Here is a 17,614-nt window from a genome sequence, read left to right as displayed (position 1 = left end):
CGCATTGAGGCCCTCCCTTCGGGCGAGTTGACTGACGCCGTGCTCATTGTTGTTCCTTTTTGATGGAGTTGACTACACCGGCAAAGGAACGCCGCGATCACAACGCCAGTCAATCTCGCTGAATCCTACATTTTCAGGTTGTTTGGGTATATAAATAGCAACGGGCGCGTAATGCGCCCGTCTTTAGTTTTTCAACAAAATACGTTTTAAGGTTGGTTAAGTGACCAGTCGTAATCGTATTTAATTTTACCCTTCCAGCCTTCAAGCTTTGAGCCGTCGCGGTGTTGGTCGATGGCTTTTAGTATTTCTTGCTCGTTATTACCGAAATCTACGCCATACCAGTCATAAATCGAAGATAGTGTCAGAGTATTACCGTCAATGCTGGCGCCTTTATTACTGTTGGTGAACTGCTTGGATGCTGCTTCCAATAGCCCTTCACTGTTATCTGCGGAAAACGCGGTCGTAGCGAGGTTAGGGCAACCCAAGCTGGCACAATTGACCGCATAATGAATGCGTGAGTCATTCCAAATCGGGCGAAGAATACGGTGCTCAATGTCATTGAGTGTCAATGATTGCCCTGCGATTTTGGCAACTTCATCATCCCAAGGACCAAAACTTAAAAAGCCACCCAGCTTAGTAATTGATTTTACAGGGTACTCGTCGAGAATAAGTTGAACAGTCAGCGCATTGTATAGATTTACCCAGTAAGCAAACTGTTCAGCCTTGCTGTAATTGCGAGGATCCAGAGCAGTCAGATTAGTCAGATATTGACTGAGCAATGCCTTATCAGCCGGACTGACTGCGCTGTAATTGAAAAGATTGTGCTGGCCTTTTTCGAGAAGGTACCTGTCTAGGATTTTCTGCCAATGGCCGTGATCAATCGAAGCAGAGTTAGACTCATTACTCTTATCCCAAATAGGCCAGAGGTCGCTTTTTGGGGCAGCGAATACAACGGCCGGCGAGAGAAAAGCGATCAAAAGCAAAGGACGCAATAGTGCAAAAATTGGCTTCATGGTGATACTCAGTGAAAAGCTACAATGTGAAAATAGACCGGAGAGTGACTATTTTCATTCACTTTCACTGAGCATTTCTATCACTCTTGACCAGTTGCGCGACTGGGTTTCAAATTCATAAGGACAAAACAAATCCCGTTCTGCCTCGACAAGCTCAGGATCCATTAAATCCTCAAACTTCTCAGGATCGCTGCCGTAGATCAAACATAGCGATCTTGCGTAGCGCTGGGCATCGAGACTGTGCTCTCCCCACATGGAAACATCATCGATGAACTCTGTGCCCATATCCTCGATGGCAAAAAGATCGACGCCAATAAATGCGGTTTCAGCGTCATAAAACCTAATCATGGATAGCGTAGCAAAACTGTCGACGGCGTCTTCCTCTTTGCCGAGTGCTGGGAAATCCCACAGAAAAAGATACGCATGTCCATACTCATGCAGCAAGGTGTGAATAATCGACGCCTTAGTGGCTTCATCCGGTGTAATACCTTCGTGGGAAGGAGGGACGCTCTGGAATTTTTCTTTCGCGTAACGCACAAATTCGTAAGGCATTTGAATAGTTGTGGTATCAGGGTCAAAGAGTGGCCCGTCTAGATTTCCAAAACGGATGGTCAATGTGTCAGGAAGGGGAGCGTAGTCATTGACCAGCTTTACTGTCTCTTTGGCGACGTTTTCAACCAACTGTTTAGCTGTTTTATCCTCTGAGGTCGTAGGCGTGTCAAAGATAAGCTTGGTCTCGGCACTCACTTGCACTGTGTTAAGGAAAAACAACACTGCCATTGCAGTGATGATGTGGCGAACTGGGCGCATCATGACCTTCCTTGTCGACGTGGCTTTCTACCATCACAGAAAAAGCCGACTCAAAGAGTCGGCTTTATTGTGAGATTTAGTTGATAAATCCAATTGTTAGGAAAGAAAAGCAGGGATCTTACTTTCGTATTCTGCGATCTTTTCTTCATGTTGCAGCGTCAGCCCGATGCTGTCTAAGCCATTCAGCAAGCAGTGACGGCGGAACTCGTCGATTTCGAACGAGTAGGTTTTACCACCCGCTGAAACAGTTTGCGCTTCTAGATCCAGCGCGATCTCCGCGCCTTCATTGGCTTCCACAAACTTAAACAGTTCGTCGACTTCTGCTTCAGTTAGCTTAACCGGTACCATCTGGTTATTGATGGAGTTGCCGTAGAAGATGTCCGCAAAGCTTGGCGCGATCATCACTTTGAAGCCGAAATCAGCCAGTGCCCAAGGTGCGTGCTCACGGGATGAACCACAACCAAAGTTCTCGCGTGCCAGCAGCACACTTGCTCCTTTGTACCGAGGTTGGTTCAGCACAAACTCTGGGTTGTCTTGCTGACCTGCATCGTCCAGAAAACGCCAGTCGTGAAACAGGTGCTTACCAAAACCGGTGCGGGTTACTTTTTGCAAAAATTGCTTTGGAATGATGGCATCAGTATCGACGTTTGCTGCGTCCAGCGGCGCCACCAAGCCTGTGTGTTGTTTAATTCCTGACATGGTGGACTCCTTATAAATTGTTCACATCAACGAAGTGACCGGCAACGGCTGCAGCTGCAGCCATCGCTGGGCTCACCAGATGAGTACGACCTTCGCGACCCTGACGGCCTTCGAAGTTACGGTTACTGGTGGATGCACAGCGCTCTTTTGGCCCAAGGCGGTCATTGTTCATCGCCAGACACATAGAGCAACCTGGCAAACGCCATTCAAAGCCAGCTTCGACGAAAATCTTGTCCAGACCTTCTTGCTCTGCCTGCGCTTTAACTTGCTCGGAGCCAGGAACCACCAGCGCCTGAACGCCTGCAGCCACTTTACGGCCTTTGGCGACAGCCGCTGCGGCGCGCATGTCTTCGATACGTGAGTTGGTGCAAGAGCCGATAAACACTTTATCGATGGTGATGTCAGTGATTTTCTGGCCAGCTTCGATGCCCATGTAGCGAAGCGCACGCTCAGCAGAGTGACGCTCGATAGGGTCGCTAAAGCTCTCTGGTGCTGGAACCACATCGTTCACACCCACAACCTGGCCTGGGTTGGTGCCCCAAGTGACTTGGTTAGAGATGTCTGCCGCTTCCAACGTGACGATGGTATCGAACTCAGCGTCAGCGTCAGTTCTCAGGCTGTTCCAGTATTCAACAGCTGCATCCCAGTCTGCGCCCGTTGGCGAGAACTTGCGGCCTTGCAGGTATTCAAAGGTGGTTTGATCCGGTGCAACCAGACCCGCTTTCGCACCGAGCTCGATCGCCATGTTACAGACCGTCATGCGGCCTTCCATGGTCAAATCTTCAATCGCCTGACCACAGAACTCAACCACGTGACCGGTACCACCTGCGTGGCCGACTTTACCGATGATCGCGAGGACGATATCTTTCGCGGTCACGCCTTCAACGACCTTGCCTTTGACCTCAATCTTCATGGTCTTGGCGCGGCCTTGCTTCAGGGTTTGAGTCGCCAGTACGTGTTCAACTTCAGAGGTACCGATACCGAATGCCAGCGCGCCAAACGCGCCGTGGGTCGCGGTGTGGGAGTCGCCACAAACAATGGTAGTGCCCGGCAGGGTAATACCCAGCTCAGGACCCATGACGTGAACGATGCCCTGATAAGGGTGGTTCAAATCGTAAAGGGTGACGCCGAACTCTTCACAGTTCTTTGCCAGCGTTTCCATCTGAATTTTTGCCATCTCGCCTGAGGCATTGATGTCTTTGGTCTCAGTAGAAACGTTGTGATCCATGGTCGCGAAGGTTTTAGAAACCTGACGCACCTTACGACCATGCTGACGCAGGCCATCAAACGCCTGAGGAGAGGTCACTTCGTGGACCAAGTGACGGTCGATATACAGCAACGGGGTTTCGCCCGGTGCTTCTACGACGATATGCGCGTCGTAGATTTTTTCGTAAAGGGTTTTTGCTGACATTGCCCTGTCTTCCTTAATAATTATGTGCTTCCAGTGCGCTTAGGCTTCGCTTACATACGCTGCAATCTTATCACCCATTTCGGATGTGGTCAGCGGGGTCGCATCGCCAGCCAGGTCAGCGGTTAGCTCGCCGGCTTCCAGCGCTTGGCTGACCGCAGCTTCGATAGCGCGTGCAGCGTCTTCTTCGCCAAGGCTATAGCGCAGCATCAGAGCGGCAGACAGGATTTGCGCCACTGGGTTTGCAATGTTCTTACCTGCGATATCCGGTGCAGAACCACCTGCTGGCTCGTACAGGCCAAACTTGCTGTCGTTGAGGCTCGCAGATGGCAACATGCCCATGGAGCCAGTGATCATCGCGCACTCATCAGAGATGATGTCACCGAAGATGTTAGAACATAGCATCACGTCAAACTGTGCAGGGTCTTTAATCAGCTGCATGGTCGCGTTGTCGATGTAGATGTGGGACAGCTCAACATCCGGGTAGTCTTTCGCGATTTCTTCGACCACTTCGCGCCACAGGATAGAGCTTTGCAATACGTTCGCTTTATCTACTGACATCACCTTCTTGCGGCGAAGACGTGCAGACTCAAACGCGATGCGCGCAATACGCTCGATTTCATAGCGGTAGTAAACTTCCGTGTCGAACGCTTTCTCTTCTGCGCCTGAACCTTCGCGGCCTTTAGGCTGACCAAAGTAGATACCACCAGTCAGCTCACGCACCACTACGATGTCAAAACCGCGCTCAGAGATATCCGCGCGAAGTGGTGAGAAAGCTTCCAGGCCTGCATGAATTTGCGCCGGACGCAGGTTACAGAACAGTTGGAAATGCTTACGCAGTGGCAACAGCGCACCACGCTCAGGCTGTTCATTCGGTGGCAAGTGTTCCCACTTTGGGCCACCTACTGAACCAAACAGCACCGCATCAGCCGCTTCACAGCCTTTTAGGGTCGCCTCTGGCAGCGGGGTGCCATGGTTGTCGATGGCGATACCACCGACATCGTATTCAGTTTTCTCAAAGCTAATGCCAAATTTAGCGCTTACGGCATCAAGAACTTTGTGGGCTTGTTGCATCACTTCCGGGCCAATACCGTCTCCCGGTAGAACGGCAATCTTATAGGTGCCTGCCATGGTTACACTGTCTCCATTTTTAATGTTGCTTGTTCTTTTATTTGCGCGATGCGGTCAGCGCGGTAAATGCTGTTAATCACATGCAGCAATGCCTGACCTGAGGCTTCAATAATGTCTGTTGAGACGCCCGTACCGTGGTACTTGCGACCTTTGTAGTTAGCGATGATGTCTGCCTGACCCAAGCCATCTTCCCCTTCGCCTTTGGCGGTCAGGTCAAACTTGTCCAGCACAATGTCATAGCCAGTGATGCGGTAAATGACCTGATACAGTGCGTCAACCGGGCCGTTACCAATCGCAGCGTCGCTGACTTCTTCATCGCCACACTGCAAGCTGACGGTTGTGGTCGCCATTACACTGCCACTTTGTACGCTCAGATACTTCAGCTTGTAGAAGTCATCTTCTTCCTGCAAGTTGTTGAAGAACATCAAAGCTTCCAGATCATAATCGAAAACCTGACCCTTGCGGTCTGCCAGTTTCAAGAAAGATTCGTACAAGTTGTCCAGGTTGTAGTCGTCGTCACTGTAGCCCATGGTGTCCATGTGGCTCTTCACCGCCGCACGGCCTGAACGGCTGGTCAGGTTCAGTGCTTTTTGACCCAAACCAATCGACTCTGGCGTCATGATTTCGTAAGTGTTCTTGTTCTTCAGCATGCCATCTTGGTGAATACCAGAACTGTGGCTGAATGCGTTGGTGCCGACAATCGCTTTGTTGGACTGAATAGGCATATTACACAGTTGGCTGACCATTTTACTGGTGCGGCTGATTTCTTTGTGATTGATACCTGTTTCCACGCCTAACAACTCGCCGCGGGTTTTGATGATCATCGCAATCTCTTCCAGCGCACAGTTACCGGCACGTTCACCGATACCGTTGATGGTGCCTTCAATCTGGCGCGCACCTGCTTGAACTGCAGCAATCGAGTTGGCGACCGACATGCCCAAGTCATCGTGACAGTGAACCGAAATCACTGCTTTGTCGATGTTTGGCACGCGGTTGAACAGGGTTTCGATAATGCCACCGAACTCACCCGGTACTGTGTAGCCCACAGTATCAGGAATGTTCACCGTGGTTGCGCCTGCTTTGATGGCTTCTTCCACCATTCGGCACAGGTTATCAATCGGCGTACGGCCTGCATCTTCACAGGAGAATTCCACGTCATCTGTGTAGCGACGAGCACGTTTGACGGCATTCACACCCATTTCAACAACCTGGTCGTAGCTGCGGCGCAGTTTGTCCTGAACGTGGATAGTAGAAGTAGAAAGGAAAGTGTGGATACGAAACGCTTCAGCAACTTTGAGGGATTCAGCGGCGACGTCGATGTCTTTATCGACAGCACGGGACAAGGCACAAATGCGGCTATTCTTGACCGATTTAGCGATCGTTTGGACGGATTCGAAATCACCCGGGCTTGAAACAGGGAAGCCAGCTTCAATCACATCCACACCCAGACGCTCCAGCGCCAGTGCAATCTGCAACTTCTCTTTTACAGTCAAACTGGCGGACAGCGCTTGTTCGCCGTCGCGTAATGTGGTGTCAAATATGATGACTTGGTCTTTCATGGTCGTTCCCTCATGTGCCGTTATTAGGTTGTACTCCGCACCTTTGGCAGGTCATACAAAAAACCCGCGCCTTGGCGCGGGTTTCGTGTGTCAGGTGAAAACTGTTTTCAATCCATGACCTACCCGCGCGAACAATTCACGAGAAGTAGAAGGTCTAGAAGGAAAATGCGTTTCATCATTTGTAACAGTTCTCTAAAGATGTCTGCACAAATGAATACCAAACAGCTTACTAAAGCGTCAATATCAAATTAGAAAATAACAAGAAAGCGTCACTCATAATGTTAACTGTGGTTTAAAAAACTGCTTTTTAAGTAAAAAACCAGAGTATTCATCTGTGTCTATTTTTTGAACGGAAATTCATCACAATCCTATGATCTAGGGAATTAAATTGTGCGAAAAGAGACCAAACAGGGAGTAGTATAAATTCAACGCTGATGAATTACGGATGATGCCATGACAAAAAAGCCGGGGCGACCATTGGGAGGCTCTGATGCCAGAGCTGCGCTGATCAGCGAAGCCCAACGCTTTTTCCACAAACAACCCTATCACAAGGTATCGACACGCCGTATTGCAGAAAATGCTGGTGTCGATGTGGCGATGATCCGCTATTACTTTGGCAATAAAGCTGGCTTGTTTGAGGCCATGGTCAGAGAGACAGCGGCGCCGATGATCATCCGCATGCGTCAGGCGGTTGAAGAAGGGAAAATTGAAAGCCTCAATGATGTCGTCACAACGTTTTACCGCGAGATGTCTACAGGACCTAATCTACCCACGCTGATCTTCCGTAGCATGATGCTGGATGAAGACGATCAGCAGCGACAGGTGGTCGAAAAGCTGTTTCAGGACATTCTCTTGCCCCTTCATCAATTACTCTTTCAGCGTCTACAGGAAAAAGGCGCTTTGAGAAAAGACATCGATCCGGAACTGGCGCGAATGAGCTTCTCAAGCTTGATGGTGTTTCCATTTATCATTCCCACAGCGCTCGCTGACATTCAAGGGATCACCATGGACAGCGCTTTTCTGGAAAAACTCGCTAAACACAACGCCGCACTGCTGCAACACGGAATTTTCAAGGTTCAGGGAGACAACACACTATGACACTTCGCCGTAAACTGCTTTTCTTTCCCGCCTTGGCTGTCGGTATCGCGGTGCTCTTCATTGCGATAAGCAGCAGGCCTGATGTGCCCGTGAAACCCGCCCAATCGAAAGCACGAGCGGTGGATGTCATCACTTTAGAGCAGTCTAACATTACTCCTGTGGTCACCGGTTTTGGCCGTGTCACTCCAAAGCTCACCTGGCAGGCAATTGCGGAGGTGAACGGAAAAGTGATTTACCGCAATCCTGCTTTGGAAAAAGGACGAGTGCTGCCCGCAGGCACTGAGCTTTTGCGCATCGACCCCACTGACTATCAACTGGCGGTTGCACAGGCTCAGGCAGATGTGAGTGTTCGGGAAGCGCGGTTGGCGAAACTGGCGCTGGATGAATCCAATCTGAAAACCACGCTGGCGATAGAGAAGCGCAGACTGGCCCTTAGTCGAGACGAACTGACCCGTCAAAAGAACTTGCGCAAGAAAGGTCTGACATCGCAATCAGATCTGGACAACGAGCAGCAGTCATTTCTTTCCCAGCAAACCCGGGTTCAGGACCTGGAGGCCCAGCTAAAAGTTCTGCCGGACGAAAAACGTATCACTGAATCAGAGCTTGAAGCGAGCAATCTGGCGCTGGAACAAGCCCTGAGAAATCTCGATAAAACCCAAATCGTCTTGCCTGTCGACAGCCGCATTGCGGAAGTAAACATCGAACGTGATCAGGTTGTCACGCCGCAGCAAGTGATGGTTATCGCCCATGGGCTTGGTGCAGTAGAAGTCGATGCGCAGGTCTCCATTCATGACATGCAGACGGTTTTCGACACCTTGAACGGCGAGCAAAGTGAGGGTTTTGCCGAGAAACTGCATCAGCTCAACGCGAGTGTGAACCTTTCCAGCGGTAGCTTTAAAGAGGAATGGCCTGCCAAGGTGGCGCGTCTCAGTGATACCGTCAGCCTGAATCAGGCGACGGTCGGCGTTATTCTCGAAATTGCATTGAACGAAGAGCAAAAACAGGGGATTGCCGCCCAGCCAAGTCTGGTTAATGGCATGTTTGTTAAAGCGACGATTGAAGGCAAACCCGTTTCCCATTGGGTGATCCCGGAGCGCGCCCTTCGCGGTGACAAGATCTATCTGATGGAAGACGGTGCGTTGAAAGTGATGCCGGTAACCATTTTGTTCAGGCGTGGAGAGAGCGTAGCGATCGCCGGGGAGCTGAAAGCGGGTCAGCAGCTGGTGCTGAACGATCTTCTACCCGCTGTGCCAGGCATGGAACTTCGCGCAGTGACCCTGAACGGTGACGTGGTAGAAAACAAAGCGGTGAACGGGGAGGCATCATGATCCGTTTTTTCGCCCGTCACCCGACTGCCGCTAACTTGCTGATGCTAACGTTGATCCTTCTTGGATTAACGTCACTGCCACAACTCAAGCGAGAAACCTTTCCTGAATTCGCGCCGCCTTTTATTCTCGCCACGGTAGTGTATCCCGGTGCCAGCCCAGAGCAGGTAGAGCAAAACATCTGTCTGTTGATGGAAGACGCGGTAGACGGTCTTTCTAACATCGTTGAAACCCGTTGTGAGGCAGTGGAAGGTTCGGCAGGATTAGTGGTGAAGCTCGATGCCCAAGCTGATATCTCCCGCATGCTGGTGGACATCCAAACCCAAATCAACGCCATCAACAACTTCCCGAGCGATATTGAGCCGCCAGTGGTGCGTGAGCTGGATTGGAACGAGCCCGTGGTAGATGTGGCGATTGCTGCTGATACCGATTGGGTGGGGCTCAAAGCCTACGCAGAGGATCTCAAACAGACACTTAAGCGTGATTACGATGTCCCCTTGGTCAGTGTGGCGGGCTTTTCGGGCAAGCAAATCCGCATCGAAGTGCGAGAGAGTGCACTTCGCCAGCTAGGGTTAAGTGTTTCTGATATTGCCGCTCAGGTCAGTGCGCAGAACATCAACCTCCCTAGCGGTAACGTTGAGCTTGATAACAAGAGCCTGCTGATCCGTTTTGATGAAAGACGGATTGCAGCTGGCACATTGGGGCAAATCGTGGTTGCCGCAGACAGCGACGGCGGCGTGATTCGTCTGCAGGATATCGCCACCCTGACCGAGCGCTTTGAGCTTGATGAACAGCAGGTGTGGTTTGATGGCAAGCCTTCGGCGCTGCTTAAAATCAGCAAAAACAAAGCTGACGATGCCCTTCGCATCAAAGAAAAAGTCGCGCAGTTTGTTGATGACGAACGGACCCGTACCCCAAATGGCGTGACGCTCAATCTCACCAATGATTTCTCGTCGCTCCTTTGGGATCGCCTGACCATGATGACCCGCAATGCCTGGCAAGGGGTGATTCTGGTATTTGGTGTGATGTGGATGTTCTTCTCGCTGCGCTATTCATTCTGGGTGGCTGCAGGCTTACCCGTTGCCTTCCTCGGCAGCTTCTTTTTGATGGCGCAACTTGGGCTTTCCATCAATATCATGTCGCTGGTCGCGCTCTTGATGGCTATCGGTATCATGATGGATGACGCCATTGTGATATCCGAATCCATCGCCTCACATATCGATCGGGGACAGAAACTCGAAGATGCCGTGGTCAACGGGGTCAAGAAGGTACTTCCCGGCGTGGTGTCTTCTTATCTCACTACCGTGTGTATATTCGGGAGTCTGATCTTTTTGCAAGGAGAGATGGGGGCAGTGCTCCGGGTCGTGCCTATGGTACTGATCCTGGTGCTCACACTCAGTCTTGTCGAAGCCTTCCTTATTCTGCCGCATCACTTGCAGCATTCTTTGGCGAAAGCCAAAGCGCCAAAACCTGATTTGGCTTTCAAACGCATCTTTCTCGAGAAGTTTGAAGCTTTCCGCGCAGGTAAACTGGCGGAGTTGGTCACCAGTGCCGTGAAATGGCGTTATCCCTTTGTGGGGGGCGTGATAGCCATGTTGCTGATTTCAGTTTCACTGTTGGCATCCGGTCAACTGCGGTTTGTCGGCTTTCCTGAGCTCGATGGGGATATTGCGGAAGCCCGCGTCATATTGCCGCCCGGCTCATCGCTGGCACAAACCGAGGCTGTCGTCGCGACACTGGTTGCCTCAGCCAATCGAGTGGGCGAGCGATTAAGTGAAGAAAATGAAAGTGGCCAGCCTTTGGTGGAGCACATCACCGAGCAATTCAACTTCAACGCCGATGCCGATGAAAGTGGTCAGCATATCGCAACAGTGAGGCTTGATTTGTTGAGTGCGGAGATCCGCAGCACCTTGATTGATGACTTCATCTCAGATTGGGAAAAAGAAACCGGCGTGCTGACCGATCCTATTTCGATGGTGTTCAAGCAGCCTGCTTTTGGACCCGGTGGACGCGACTTTGATATTCGCTTGCAACATGACGATTTGAACGAGTTGAAACAAGCCTCGGTCGCCATCCAGCAGTTTATCAGCCAGTTTCAGGGCGTATCAGGGGTGCTCGATGACATGCGCCCCGGCAAGGAAGAAGTGAAAGTCACGCTACGTCCCGGTGCTGAAGCCTTTGGCATCAACGGCCAGTTAATAGCCCGTCAGCTTCGCGCCGCATACTTTGGTCAAACGGCAGATGAAATTCAGGTCGGCCCTGAGAGCATCGAGATAGATGTTCGCCTCGACAGTGATGATGCCGCCAGCCTGCAAAGCTTTGCCAATTTCCCGATTGTGTTGCCGGATGGCAGTCAGGTACCGCTTTCTACCGCCGCAGAGCTCAATTATCAACGTAACTTCGTGCGTATCCAGCGCATTGATGGCATGCGAACGCTGAGTGTTTATGGTGATGTGGTACAAAGCCAGGTCAGTATCGGTGATGTTTTGGCGCAATTAAAACGCGATGTGATCCCAGGGCTGGAAACGAAATATCCGGGGTTACGTGTGTTGTTTGAAGGCCAGAGTCAGGACACGGCTGAGACCAGTCAATCCATGAGCATTGGTTTTGCTCTGGGCTTGTTCGGTATCTTCGTTATCCTGAGTTATCAATTCCGCAGTTATTTGGAACCCTTTGTGGTCTTGATTGCCATCCCGCTTGCCTTAATTGGTGTGCTGTGGGGGCATTGGCTGCTGGGGCATCCGCTTAGTATGCCAAGCCTGATGGGTTTCGTGTCGCTGGCGGGTGTGGTGGTGAATGACTCCATCTTGCTGGTGCAATATATCCGTCACCATTTGGATGAAGGTGAAGATATTTATGATGCAGTGGTGCGTGCCAGTCAGGAACGTTTCCGCGCTGTCTTCCTGACATCACTGACGACGGCTGCTGGTTTACTGCCGCTTCTGTTGGAAACCAGTTTGCAGGCTCAGGTAGTGAAACCTCTGGTGATTTCCATCGTGTTCGGGATTTTCACGTCGACACTGTTGGTGCTGTTTATGATCCCGGCTGCGTATGCCATATTGGCGGACTTCGGCAAAGTGAAAAAGCACGAGTCTCTGCACGGAGATTTTGCTTAAAAGTTCATCAACTCGTCTGCAAAGCGTCACGGGACTGTCATTCCTGACTCCTAATCTGAAACGGTAACGTGAAGAATTGGAGCAGATGAATGCGGAGTCTCGTCGCTATCCAAAGGGTGGATAATGCCGTGTCCACCCTTTGCCTTAATCACCGTTTCAGTGCGGATATCGCACGGATTTTCCGTTGGGTCTCTAAAAGTGGAGATGGTCACCTTTATGCGGCAATAGGCGTTTTGCTTGCGCTTTTCGGCGGTATGCAGGGTCTGCATTTCCTGATCGTCGGCCTGATGGCGTTTGCCATTGAAGTCCCTCTTTTTATGTGGCTGAAAAGACGTTTCCGCCGAGCAAGACCACAACACCTTCCAGCTTTTATTACGCCGTCAGATCTCTACAGCATGCCTTCAGGACATACGGCAGCGGCATTTGTGATGGCGGCATTGCTGAGTCACTTCTATCCCGAATTCAGCCATGTCTACTGGGGATGGGCCGCTGCGATTGGCGCTTCCCGTGTATTGCTTGGTGTTCACTTCATTACCGATGTTATCGTCGGTGCCTTGCTTGGATTAGCCTGCGCGTCATTAGCTTTGATGGCCTGACGAGCGGAAAACAACAACGAGAACCTACATGAAAATACTTTATGGCGTACAAGGCACGGGGAATGGGCATATTTCCCGTGCACGTGCGATGGCAGACGCTTTTTCCAATCTGCCACATGTTGAGGTCAAGTTCCTGTTCTCTGGCCGTCCGGCATCGGAGTATTTTGATATGGACGTATTCGGGGAGTATGAAGTGCGTCGTGGGCTCACCTTTGTCAGCGAGGCGGGGAAAGTCAGCATGCTGAAAACCGCGTTGAACAACAGTTTGGTGTCGTTTGTCCGCGAAGTGCGCGAGCTGGATGTGTCGGGCTATGATCTGGTGGTTTCTGACTTTGAGCCTGTTTCGGCTCATGCTGCCAGACGACAAGGCGTGCCGACGGTGTCCGTCAGTCACCAGTCTGCGTTTGCCTTCGACGTGCCGAAGCAGGGGCAATCCCTGCTGGATAAACTCATCATGCATTACTTTGCACCGACAGAGACGAAAATCGGCTTGCACTGGTACCACTTCAATCAGCCAATTTTACCGCCGATCATTGATCTTAAAACGGTGGAACCCACTAAAAATGGCACCATTTTGACGTATCTTCCGTTTGAAAATCTGGATGAGGTTGTTCGGGTACTACAACATTTTCCGCAGCGGTTTATCTGTTTCCATCCTGCATGTCAGGAAGCGCGGATGGATGAGCATGTTGATATTCGGCCACTAAGCAAAACGGTTTTCCATCAGGCTTTGGCGAACTGCAATGGCGTGATAGCCAATGGCGGATTTGAACTGCCTTCAGAAGCACTGTTGCTGGGTAAGAAACTCTTGCTCAAACCGCTTAGTGGTCAGTTTGAACAACAAAGTAATGTGTCCACATTGGACACCCTAGGGCTGGCAAGCACGATGGAGTCTTTGGATGTCGGCACCATTCGCGAGTGGCTTGAGCTGTCCGAGAGCAGCCGGGTGAAATATCCGTCGGTGGCAACAGAGTTGGCAGCTTGGCTGGGAAAAGGGGATCTCAGCACCTTTCCGGCACTGCGTGAATCTTTGTGGTCGCAGGTGTCTTTCCCTGAACATGTCACCGATCTTTTGTCAGATTTTTGGCCACAAAAGACCCGAAAGCGTGCCATGTTCAGCATGAGGCTGCCATCGCAAGCAAATAAAAGCCTTCGCCAGCATTGATGAAATGAATGTGTAACTAACAAGACTGTAAGTCTGTATTTTTATATCTAAGAGGCTGATTATCAGCCTCTTTTTTGTTGATGTTTTAGGTTTTTCATATTTTCTATGGACATGATTTTATAACAATTTACTGGGGCGCATTTATCTCACCATGTTACTAAGTTGGTGCCTTGGTTAGCGTGTGTTCAGTTGCGCTCATTAAGCTGGGGCATGAGCAGGCAACGTTGCCTTACTGATAGCTGTCGACCTTACTCAAATTCAAATTTCCTTTTCGGGTCGATCGGTAAATACGGCGACGGATGCTTTCCATTTACTCTTGCTTTAGGGTTTTGCTATGACGCAGAAAGAGTCGGTTAATAATTTTGAAAACCGTACGGATACGACGTTAAGAAGTGTGGATCTCAACCTCATCACAGTGTTTGATGCCGTGATGCAGGAACAGAACATTACGCGCGCCGCACAGAGTCTGGGCATGTCACAACCTGCAGTGAGTAATGCAGTGTCACGCCTGAAAGTCATGTTCAATGATGAACTGTTTGTGCGTAACGGTCGCGGTATCAAGCCTACGCAACGTGCGCGCCAACTGTTTGGCCCTATCCGTCAGGCGATTCAGCTGATCAAGAACGAACTGCCTACGTCAGTGTTCATTCCTGAAACAAGCAACCGTACCTTCCGTCTGGCGATTTGCAGCCCATCGGACATGCGTTTTGTTCCGCAAATCCTGAACACCATTTCTTCCGTGGCACCAAGCGTGAAGGTTCAGGTGGAAACAGAGTTTGACCGCGATATTTCGCGCAAACTGCGTTATCAGGAAGTGGACTTTGTGATTGATTACCTGCACTTCAATGAGTCAGGTTTCAGCAGCACAGAAATGTTCAACGATGAGCTGGTGGTTGTGGCGAGCAAAAATCACCCGCGTCTTAGCGACAGTATTACCGCCAAAGAGCTGACCAGCGAAGCGCATGCGGTATTGAAACATAACGGCGAAATGCAGGGTTATGCAGAAGCGTTGTATCGAGATGGTCGCTACCGTGAAGCTTATCAGGGCGTAAGCCTGAGCAATATCCTGTATGTTGTCAGCCAGTCGCAACTGGTGGCTGTGGCCCCACGCTGGATGGTGGAAGCGGGTCATCATCGTGATAACCTGAAAATGTTGCCACTGCCGCTGGATAACAACCGTATCAGCGGTTACCTGAGCTGGCATGCTTCTGCAGAGAAAGACAAAGGGCATCTTTGGATGCGCGATCAACTGCTGTCTATCTGCGGCAATTCGCTGGTATAAACCGCGTAAAAATACCCAGAATAATGATGAAAAACCGGCTTATGCCGGTTTTTTTGTGCCTATTGTTCCCCGTCGAATCACGCTTTCAGGGGCGACAGACCCTATTGATTACAGCCTGTTACAACTTTTCTGAAAGTTGAGAGAACAAGTGTACTCTGAAATGAACAGTGTTCGTCAAAATCATTGCCTAGATTTTAACCGCTTTGGCTGCGCTTTTTCTTGTAATTGATGGGGGAGTCATTACACTGCTGCCTGAGTTTTAGCTTACAAGTGTTAGCTAATTTTTGTCGCCGTCCCAACATGCATTCTAAAGGGACGCACCACGTGCTGAGAGAGAATTAAATGGCGCTGGAACTTCATATCGTTAACCGAATTCGCGAGCAGGTAAAAGCTCAAGGCGAAAAAATCGCACTGCGTTTCCAGCAAGGAAATACCTGGGGCGAAATGAGCTGGCGTCAGTTCGGTGAGCGTATTGATGCAGCTTCAAAAGCGATGCTGGTTTCAGGCCTCGCTGTGCAGGACAAAATCGGCATTTTTGCCAACAACTGTGCGGAATGGAGTATTGCGGATATTGCCGCACTTCAGGTGCGCTGCGTGCCAGTGCCAATTTATCCAACCAACACTGCCGATCAGGCTGCATATATCCTGCGCGATGCCAGTGTGCGTATTCTGTTTGTTGGTGACCAATCGCAGGCAGATGCCGCGATGTCGATTTCAGCAAGCTGCCCAGCGCTGGAAAAGATTGTCAGCTTTGCTGAGAACGTCGATTTTGCCGGCCATGAAATGGGCCAAAGCTGGGAAATGTTCCTGCAAACAGCCAATGACAATGTCGAGCAGGAAATGCAGGCGCGTATTGCAGACGCTTCAATGAGCGATCTGATGACATTGATTTACACCTCAGGCACCACGGGCGAGCCAAAAGGCGTGATGCTGGATTACGCCAATGTCGCGGCGCAGATTGAAAGCCACGATAAAGTGTTGGGGATCAGCGAGAACGAAGTTTCACTGGCATTCCTGCCGCTGTCTCACGTGTTTGAGCGTTGCTGGAGCTTTTACGTCCTGCACCACGGTGCGACCAATTGCTATCTGTCTAACACCAATGCCATCCGCGAAGCGTTGCAGGAAGTTAAGCCAACCGTGATGTGTGCGGTTCCGCGTTTCTACGAGAAAATCTACAGCGCCGTTCACGAGAAAGTGGCGACAGCGAGTCCGGTGAAAAAGGGTATGTTCCGCGCCGCGGTATATATCGGCAACCTGATGGCGGAAATTACCCGCAAAGGTAAGAAACCTGCGCCGTGGCTGAAAAGTGCTCACCGCATGGCAGACAAACTGGTGCTCAGCAAGCTGCGCCAATTGCTGGGTGGCAATATCACCATGATGCCGTGTGGCGGTGCAAAACTGGAGCCGACTATTGGCCGCTTCTTCCATGCCATTGGGGTGAACGTGAAGCTGGGTTACGGCATGACCGAAACCACCGCCACCATCTCTTGCTGGGACAGCGGTAGTTTTGACCCGGATTCTATCGGTATGCCAATGCCGAATGCTGAAGTGAAGATTGGCCAGAACAACGAAATTCTGGTGCGCGGTCCAATGGTGATGCGCGGCTACTACAACAAGGCAAAAGAGACAGCGGAAACCTTCACGACGGATGGCTTCCTGAAAACCGGTGATGCAGGCCACATTGATGCCCAGGGCAACCTGTTTATCACTGACCGCATCAAAGAGCTGATGAAAACCTCTGGGGGTAAATACATCGCTCCACAGGTCATTGAGGGTAAGCTGGGTAAAGACCACTTTATTGAGCAAATCGCTGTTGTGGCAGACGCGCGCCATTTTGTGTCTGCGCTGATTGTGCCTTGTTTTGAATCACTTGAAACCTGGGCGAAAGAGCTGAACATCAAATACCATGATCGCATGGAGCTGATTAAGCACAGCGAAGTGGTGGAAATGTTTGAAAAACGCGTCGAAGAGCTGCAAAAAGAACTGGCAAAGTTTGAGCAGGTGAAGAAGTTCACCCTACTGCCTTCTGAGTTCTCCATGGCACAAGGCGAATTGACGCCTACGCTGAAGCTACGCCGTAAGGTGATCCTCGAGCGTTATAAGAAACAAATCGAAGCCATGTACAAGAAGCACAGCTGATCCTGATTTGATTGAGAAGCCCGGCCACTGAGCCGGGTTTTTTATTGCTACTTTCCCCAAATTCCCGTAACGAAAGTGGCGTTAAAGTGTCCTTAACGTGCTACTTCCCCGAAAATCTATCGGTAACAGCCAAAAACATACTTTTGTCATACGCTGAAACACCTATCTTCTGAACAGTAAATATTGTCATTGAACGGGTTTTTAGCAGTGAATGCTGATTGAGATGGTTGGGGCAGAGTCTTTAGTGATGAAACTTTGCCCAATCAGAGTATT

The 17,614-nt window shown here is 50.5% G+C and carries 13 protein-coding genes; 7 read left to right on the top strand and 6 right to left on the bottom strand.

Going from position 1 to position 17,614, the window contains the following annotated elements; genetic code table 11:
• Positions 1 to 206 precede the first annotated feature (206 nt).
• The 6 genes from D515_RS08370 to leuA all read right to left on the bottom strand — a co-directional run bounded on the left by D515_RS08370 (position 207) and on the right by leuA (position 6,620).
• A complete protein-coding gene (locus D515_RS08370; RefSeq protein WP_002537724.1) occupies positions 207 to 1,013 on the bottom strand; it encodes a DUF547 domain-containing protein in 807 nt (268 codons plus the stop codon).
• A gap of 54 nt (positions 1,014 to 1,067) precedes the next feature.
• Positions 1,068 to 1,826, bottom strand: coding sequence for a DUF4344 domain-containing metallopeptidase (locus D515_RS08365; protein WP_002537723.1), 759 nt, complete (start codon positions 1,824 to 1,826; stop codon positions 1,068 to 1,070).
• A 93-nt stretch (positions 1,827 to 1,919) separates the two neighbouring features.
• The gene (leuD, locus tag D515_RS08360) at positions 1,920 to 2,522 is read right to left on the bottom strand and encodes a 3-isopropylmalate dehydratase small subunit (RefSeq protein WP_002537722.1); all 603 of its coding nucleotides are present in this window, start codon (positions 2,520 to 2,522) and stop codon (positions 1,920 to 1,922) included.
• A 10-nt stretch (positions 2,523 to 2,532) separates the two neighbouring features.
• Positions 2,533 to 3,933 (bottom strand): 3-isopropylmalate dehydratase large subunit, encoded by a 1,401-nt coding sequence (gene leuC / locus D515_RS08355; protein ID WP_002537720.1) that lies wholly within the window; start codon positions 3,931 to 3,933, stop codon positions 2,533 to 2,535.
• A gap of 39 nt (positions 3,934 to 3,972) precedes the next feature.
• Entirely contained in the window at positions 3,973 to 5,061 is a 1,089-nt protein-coding gene (leuB, locus tag D515_RS08350) for a 3-isopropylmalate dehydrogenase (protein ID WP_002537718.1), read from the bottom strand.
• A gap of 2 nt (positions 5,062 to 5,063) precedes the next feature.
• Complete coding sequence (leuA, locus tag D515_RS08345) at positions 5,064 to 6,620, bottom strand: 2-isopropylmalate synthase (RefSeq protein WP_002537717.1); 1,557 nt, start codon at positions 6,618 to 6,620, stop codon at positions 5,064 to 5,066.
• Between the two features lie 453 nt (positions 6,621 to 7,073).
• Between leuA and D515_RS08340 the strand changes: the two genes are divergently transcribed.
• The 7 genes from D515_RS08340 (at position 7,074) to D515_RS08310 (ending at position 17,341) form a co-directional block, all read left to right on the top strand.
• Positions 7,074 to 7,718 (top strand): TetR/AcrR family transcriptional regulator, encoded by a 645-nt coding sequence (locus D515_RS08340; RefSeq protein ID WP_002537716.1) that lies wholly within the window; start codon positions 7,074 to 7,076, stop codon positions 7,716 to 7,718.
• Positions 7,715 to 9,046 (top strand): efflux RND transporter periplasmic adaptor subunit, encoded by a 1,332-nt coding sequence (locus D515_RS08335; RefSeq protein ID WP_002537715.1) that lies wholly within the window; start codon positions 7,715 to 7,717, stop codon positions 9,044 to 9,046. The genes D515_RS08340 and D515_RS08335 overlap by 4 nt, the downstream gene beginning before the upstream one ends.
• Entirely contained in the window at positions 9,043 to 12,159 is a 3,117-nt protein-coding gene (locus tag D515_RS08330) for an efflux RND transporter permease subunit (RefSeq protein WP_002537714.1), read from the top strand. Before D515_RS08335 ends, D515_RS08330 begins: the two co-directional genes overlap by 4 nt.
• Positions 12,160 to 12,248: 89 nt before the next feature.
• Positions 12,249 to 12,755: a phosphatase PAP2 family protein gene (locus tag D515_RS08325; RefSeq protein ID WP_039849787.1), complete on the top strand. Its 507-nt coding sequence runs from the start codon at positions 12,249 to 12,251 to the stop codon at positions 12,753 to 12,755.
• A gap of 28 nt (positions 12,756 to 12,783) precedes the next feature.
• On the top strand, positions 12,784 to 13,920 hold the full coding sequence (locus D515_RS08320) for an MJ1255/VC2487 family glycosyltransferase (protein ID WP_002537712.1): 1,137 nt from the start codon (positions 12,784 to 12,786) through the stop codon (positions 13,918 to 13,920).
• 334 nt (positions 13,921 to 14,254) lie between these two features.
• Complete coding sequence (gene leuO / locus D515_RS08315; protein WP_002537711.1) at positions 14,255 to 15,202, top strand: transcriptional regulator LeuO; 948 nt, start codon at positions 14,255 to 14,257, stop codon at positions 15,200 to 15,202.
• A gap of 342 nt (positions 15,203 to 15,544) precedes the next feature.
• Entirely contained in the window at positions 15,545 to 17,341 is a 1,797-nt protein-coding gene (locus D515_RS08310; RefSeq protein ID WP_002537710.1) for an AMP-dependent synthetase/ligase, read from the top strand.
• The last annotated feature ends 273 nt before the right edge of the window (positions 17,342 to 17,614 follow it).

It is taken from the genome of Grimontia indica (genome assembly GCF_000333895.2).
GTDB classification, from domain to species: Bacteria; Pseudomonadota; Gammaproteobacteria; order Enterobacterales; family Vibrionaceae; genus Enterovibrio; species Enterovibrio indicus.
This window is presented reverse-complemented; position numbering and strand designations above follow the sequence as displayed.

Bases quoted from the DNA above. Each gene is read 5' to 3' on its own strand.
- leuO (WP_002537711.1), top strand. From the start codon at position 14,255: ATGACGCAGAAAGAGTCGGTTAATAATTTTGAAAACCGTACGGATACG.
- leuB (WP_002537718.1), bottom strand. From the start codon at position 5,061: ATGGCAGGCACCTATAAGATTGCCGTTCTACCGGGAGACGGTATTGGC.
- D515_RS08325 (WP_039849787.1), top strand. From the start codon at position 12,249: ATGCGGAGTCTCGTCGCTATCCAAAGGGTGGATAATGCCGTGTCCACC.
- D515_RS08330 (WP_002537714.1), top strand. From the start codon at position 9,043: ATGATCCGTTTTTTCGCCCGTCACCCGACTGCCGCTAACTTGCTGATG.
- D515_RS08310 (WP_002537710.1), top strand. From the start codon at position 15,545: ATGGCGCTGGAACTTCATATCGTTAACCGAATTCGCGAGCAGGTAAAA.
- leuA (WP_002537717.1), bottom strand. From the start codon at position 6,620: ATGAAAGACCAAGTCATCATATTTGACACCACATTACGCGACGGCGAA.
- D515_RS08320 (WP_002537712.1), top strand. From the start codon at position 12,784: ATGAAAATACTTTATGGCGTACAAGGCACGGGGAATGGGCATATTTCC.
- leuC (WP_002537720.1), bottom strand. From the start codon at position 3,933: ATGTCAGCAAAAACCCTTTACGAAAAAATCTACGACGCGCATATCGTC.
- D515_RS08370 (WP_002537724.1), bottom strand. From the start codon at position 1,013: ATGAAGCCAATTTTTGCACTATTGCGTCCTTTGCTTTTGATCGCTTTT.
- leuD (WP_002537722.1), bottom strand. From the start codon at position 2,522: ATGTCAGGAATTAAACAACACACAGGCTTGGTGGCGCCGCTGGACGCA.
- D515_RS08340 (WP_002537716.1), top strand. From the start codon at position 7,074: ATGACAAAAAAGCCGGGGCGACCATTGGGAGGCTCTGATGCCAGAGCT.
- D515_RS08365 (WP_002537723.1), bottom strand. From the start codon at position 1,826: ATGATGCGCCCAGTTCGCCACATCATCACTGCAATGGCAGTGTTGTTT.
- D515_RS08335 (WP_002537715.1), top strand. From the start codon at position 7,715: ATGACACTTCGCCGTAAACTGCTTTTCTTTCCCGCCTTGGCTGTCGGT.